The sequence below is a fragment of the Ruegeria jejuensis genome (assembly GCF_041537905.1).
In the GTDB taxonomy this organism is placed as follows: domain Bacteria; phylum Pseudomonadota; class Alphaproteobacteria; order Rhodobacterales; family Rhodobacteraceae; genus Ruegeria_C.
The window spans coordinates 1-5,000 of sequence record NZ_JBGRUO010000004.1; the positions used below are offsets into that span (position 1 = coordinate 1).

Here is a 5,000-nt window from a genome sequence, read left to right on the forward strand (position 1 = left end):
CCCTTCGTACAAATCCCCATAGCACAGCCGACCCAAAAGAACTAACCCCGCGATTTCCCGCCTGAGCGCTTCTCTGACGCCGGGAAACCCATCGCGCAACTCCCCCGCCAGCATGCGGCGTCCGAGAAACCTGCATCACAGCCGCCTTGCGGCATTGCAGCGCCTACCTGCCTGCTACAATGCTGCCCTTGGCCAACCGTGATCGGCTAGAGCCAGACCAAAGCGGGCATGACTGATCTGCTGCACGTAAGGCACCGGTCATTCGTTGCGGACGCGAGAAGCCAAAGGCGACTATTCACCCTTACGATCAATCCGGCTCTAGCGCCTCATGGGCTTCGATGTGATCCAAGATTTCATCAAAACTGTTGCACAACACGGCATTGGGTCGGGCGTCTTTCGCCTTGTGTGCAAGAAACCTCTCTCTAACCACGTCCTCATCGCTCCAGTGCGAAATTCTGACGAGCTTCTGATAGTCTGACTTTGAGCTGTATGACCCGTACTTCGCCCAGATGGAAAAGATGCCAGCATCATTGGCCATCATTATGTCTCTGGCGATGCTATCACCTACATAAGCAGCGTCTGAAGTAGCTACCCCTTCCACTTCGCAAATCTCTTTAACCACCTGAACGTTAGGTTTGCGCTGGTGGTGGCTAAGCTCACTTATCCGATTGCGCGGGAAATTGTCCAATGGCATGGAGTAAGAACCAGCAGCAGGGTTCAAGGAAGCAGAAGCTTCTCTACAATACAATCTGGAGAAATACTTGGTCAGTTGAAGTCTTTGCATTCTACCCGTAGCCGAGAAGAGTTTGCTCTCTGTGTGCGCAACCAAGGTAACTCCAGATGCGTGGAGTACCTTTAAGGCGCTCATCACCCCCGGATAAAGCGTCAAATTGCGCTTCCTGCTTGAGTTGAAGGCATGGAAGGCAGGATCGTAGATCTTGGCTATTTCTTGCACCGTCGCTTTTGGGTGCAAACGTCGAACTGTTTCTGTCTCCAGTAGAGCAAATGGGTGCTCCGAATCGTGATGCTTGCGATGGACCGAACGGAAGTCGTCTAGAAGCGCTTCCTTATCGCATCCCGAGATTTCTACCATTTTTTCAATCATATCGTAGAAAGAAACGACGAAATATCCAACCCAATCGTATAGCGTATTGTCCAAGTCGCAGATTAATAGGCGCGTGGCTTTTCGGTGCATCATTCGTTCGCGTTCAGTGGGGGTTGAGCTTCCTCTTTTGCGGTCGGTAGAAGCGAGCCTTCTTGATCTGTCGCAGATTCAACTTCCAACTGCTGCAGTCCTTTGCCTCCATTTAGCGTGGGCTGCACAAAGTTTAGATTTGTGATCAAAAAAAGGGCCCCAGCGGCGTACAAGAGAAATCGACCCGTTGCGCTGTAGAATTCCGAAATCTTACTCTCAGCGTTCTTCAAACTCCCGCCCGAATATTGGTATCTGCCGTCCTCGCCGCGGTCTACCTTCGCATCCGGATAGCGGCTGAAATGCGATATCGCCTGCGTCATACCTTTCTCCAAGTGAAAAAGCTCACCTTTCAGATAGTTTTCTTCCAAATCCTCTCCAAAGGACACGGCCCCACGGAGCATCTTATGATAAACATTAAGATCAAGTAACTTGACTGCGCGAAGAGCCAAATAAGCGCCGAGAACCAGGAGCACGGCCACATGAAGCTGCAAGCTGAATAGCCAAAGGTTAACCTCGAGTGAAAAAGCCTGCCCTTGACTAAGGAGTACCACCGCAACACCCAATGCACCGGCGACAAACGTAAGACCTAGCTGCCGAGATTTTACTGACATCTCATTGAAGTGCATTTGCGTATCGACGGCCTTTTCCCAAATACTCAAGTATTTCTCGTCGTCTTGCTCCGGCATCCTCTTCTCCTACTTTTGCTCGATGAACCGAGTGATAGCTGATCGCGAACGGATGAGCGACCCACTTCAAAGGCATTGCTGGACCGACCAGCGTCCGAATTGGAAAAAGCCGCATTGCGGTATCAAAGGCGGTGATGAACTGTAGCTAAGGGCCGCCTGCACCACTTTGCAAAGGTCGCTATCTGCGCATTGTTGTCGTCGGCGCAACACGCAGCAAGAGTGACAGCACTCGTAGGGCTGTGAGTTGCCGACTGCGACCGCAGCAAACGGGCGACTTGGGGTTGAATGCGCGGGAAGACAGCACCACAAAAACGTAGCACTATTGTAGCACCGGGTGTTGGGGTGGAAACGCAATAAGCGCCCCAAGGGGCGCTAGTGTGTTGTTATTGTTTGTTTATTTTGGTTGCGGGGAGAGGATTTGAACCTCTGACCTTCAGGTTATGAGCCTGACGAGCTACCGGACTGCTCCACCCCGCGCCAGTTTTGGTGGTCTACCGCCTATTCGGCTACTTGAGACCGTTTTTGACCTATCGCGTACGCTGCTTGAGACCTTGGTCGAATAGTTTCATTATCGTTTAGAGAGTTGTTGTTTTGAGTTTTTACCAGGTTTGGCGATGACCTACTCTCCCACGTCTTGAGACGCAGTACCATTGGCGCTTCGGTGCTTAACTTCCGGGTTCGGGAAGGGACCGGGTGTTTCACGCGTGCTATGATCACCAAACCGGGAAAAAACTCACGTCGCGGCTTTGCGAAGCAAAGCGCGACGGGTGGCAGGCAGCGTATTTGCTTGCAAATGCGCGTTGCCACTCGGTTGTTATGTCACCCCTTTGAGGCGACACATCAATCAACACCGTGCAATCCGCTTTTGCGGATTGTCACGCGCGGGAGGCAGCGCATTCGTTTGCGAATGCGCGTTCCCGCATCTGAGTCATCCTTGGTCTAAGAAGTGTATGCTTTTGGTGATTTGTTTTCCTACCGCTTCGCAGTTTGCGGCGGTGGGTTGTCTTTCCATTACTGGATCAAATCAAGCCTATCGGGCGATTAGTACCGGTCAACTGAACGCATTGCTGCGCTTACATCTCCGGCCTATTGACGTGGTGGTCTACCACGGCCCTCAGGGAGACCTTGTTTTGAGGGGGGCTTCCCGCTTAGATGCCTTCAGCGGTTATCCTGTCCGATCATAGCTACCCTGCACTGCTGCTGGCGCAACAACAGGTCCACCAGTGGATCGTTCACCCCGGTCCTCTCGTACTAGGGGCAACTCCTCTCAAGTCTCCTACACCCACGGCAGATAGGGACCGAACTGTCTCACGACGTTCTAAACCCAGCTCACGTACCTCTTTAAACGGCGAACAGCCGTACCCTTGGGACCTGCTCCAGCCCCAGGATGAGATGAGCCGACATCGAGGTGCCAAACACTGCCGTCGATATGGACTCTTGGGCAGTATCAGCCTGTTATCCCCGGCGTACCTTTTATCCGTTGAGCGATGGCCCTTCCACTCGGGACCACCGGATCACTATGGCCGTCTTTCGACTCTGCTCGACTTGTCAGTCTCGCAGTCAGGCTGGCTTCTGCCATTGCACTCAACGAGCGATTTCCGACCGCTCTGAGCCAACCTTCGCGCGCCTCCGTTACGCTTTAGGAGGCGACCGCCCCAGTCAAACTACCCGCCACGCAGGGTCCCGGATCCGGATAACGGACCGCGGTTAGACATCAAGAGTGCGAAGGGTGGTATCTCAAGGGAGGCTCCACCGCGACTGGCGTCACGGTTTCAAAGCCCACCACCTATCCTGCACATCACAATCCTGATGCCAGTGCGAAGCTGTAGTAAAGGTGCACGGGGTCTTTCCGTCTAACCGCGGGAAGCCTGCATCTTGACAGGCAATTCAATTTCGCTGAGTCGATGTTGGAGACAGCGGGGAAGTCGTTACGCCATTCGTGCAGGTCGGAACTTACCCGACAAGGAATTTCGCTACCTTAGGACCGTTATAGTTACGGCCGCCGTTTACCTGGGCTTCAATTCAAGGCTCTCACCTCTCCTTTTAACCTTCAGGCACCGGGCAGGCGTCAGACCCTATACGTCGTCTTGCGACTTCGCAGAGCCCTGTGTTTTTAATAAACAGTCGCCACCCCCTGGTTTGTGCCCCCAGCCCCTAGTTGCCTAGGAACCGGGCCTCCTTCTCGCGAACTTACGGAGGTATTTTGCCGAGTTCCTTCAACATCGTTCTCTCAAGCGCCTTGGTATGCTCTACCAGTCCACCTGTGTCGGTTTAGGGTACGGTCTGATGGAGGGCTATTTCCAGGAACCACTCAGCGGCCCGACCAATCCGATAAGGTCGAACAACATCCGTGATCCGTCACATCCTCCTGGCTCAGGAATATTAACCTGATTCCCATCGCCTACGCCTTTCGGCCTCGGCTTAGGGGCCGGCTTACCCTGCTCAGATTAGCTTTAAGCAGGAACCCTTGGACTTTCGGCGAGAGTGTCTCTCACACTCTTTGTCGCTACTCATGTCATCATTCTCACTAGTGATCTCTCCACGGGATCGCTCACGCGCCCGCTTCATCGAAAAGACTCAATCCTGCGCTACCGCCTATTCGGCTACTTGAGCGCGTTTACACGCACCAAACTAACCGGCGGCAATACAGGACAAGTCTTATGTCACACTACGCTCTGCTACCATGCCTTACGGCATCCTAGACTTCGGCTCATGGCTTGAGCCCCGTTACATCTTCGCCGCAGGACAACTTGTTTAGACCAGTGAGCTGTTACGCTATCTTTAAAGGATGGCTGCTTCTAAGCCAACCTCCTGGTTGTTTTGGTCGTCCCACCTGCTTTCCCACTTAGCCATGAATTGGGGGCCTTAGTCGTAGGTCAGGGTTGTTTCCCTCTCCACTACGGACGTTAGCATCCGCAGTGTGTCTGCCATCTAGTACTCCCGGGTATTCGGAGTTTGGTTAGGATCAGTAAGCCTGTGGGGCCCCATTACCCATCCAGTGCTCTACCCCCCGGGGTATTCGGATGACGCTCTACCTAAATAGATTTCGCAGAGAACCAGCTATCTCCGAGTTTGATTGGCCTTTCACCCCTAGGCACAGCTCATCCCGATCTTTTTCA

At 53.2% G+C, this 5,000-nt stretch carries 2 protein-coding genes, 1 tRNA gene and 2 rRNA genes (1 of these 5 running past the window's edge); all 5 read right to left on the reverse strand.

Translation table 11 applies throughout. The annotated features are described in order from the left end of the window. Positions 1–307 precede the first annotated feature (307 nt). A complete protein-coding gene (misB, locus tag AB1E34_RS06035) occupies positions 308–1,198 on the reverse strand; it encodes a haloacid dehalogenase-like anti-phage phosphatase MisB (protein WP_372571440.1) in 891 nt (296 codons plus the stop codon). Then, positions 1,195–1,881, reverse strand: coding sequence for an anti-phage transmembrane effector MisC (misC, locus tag AB1E34_RS06040; RefSeq protein ID WP_372571441.1), 687 nt, complete (start codon positions 1,879–1,881; stop codon positions 1,195–1,197). Before misC ends, misB begins: the two co-directional genes overlap by 4 nt. Before the next feature lie 400 nt (positions 1,882–2,281). Further along, positions 2,282–2,358 (reverse strand) — tRNA-Met (locus AB1E34_RS06045). Between the two features lie 129 nt (positions 2,359–2,487). Continuing rightward, a 5S ribosomal RNA gene (rrf, locus tag AB1E34_RS06050) occupies positions 2,488–2,602 on the reverse strand. Between the two features lie 299 nt (positions 2,603–2,901). Continuing rightward, positions 2,902–5,000: ribosomal RNA gene (locus tag AB1E34_RS06055) — 23S ribosomal RNA — on the reverse strand (it continues 770 nt past the right edge of the window).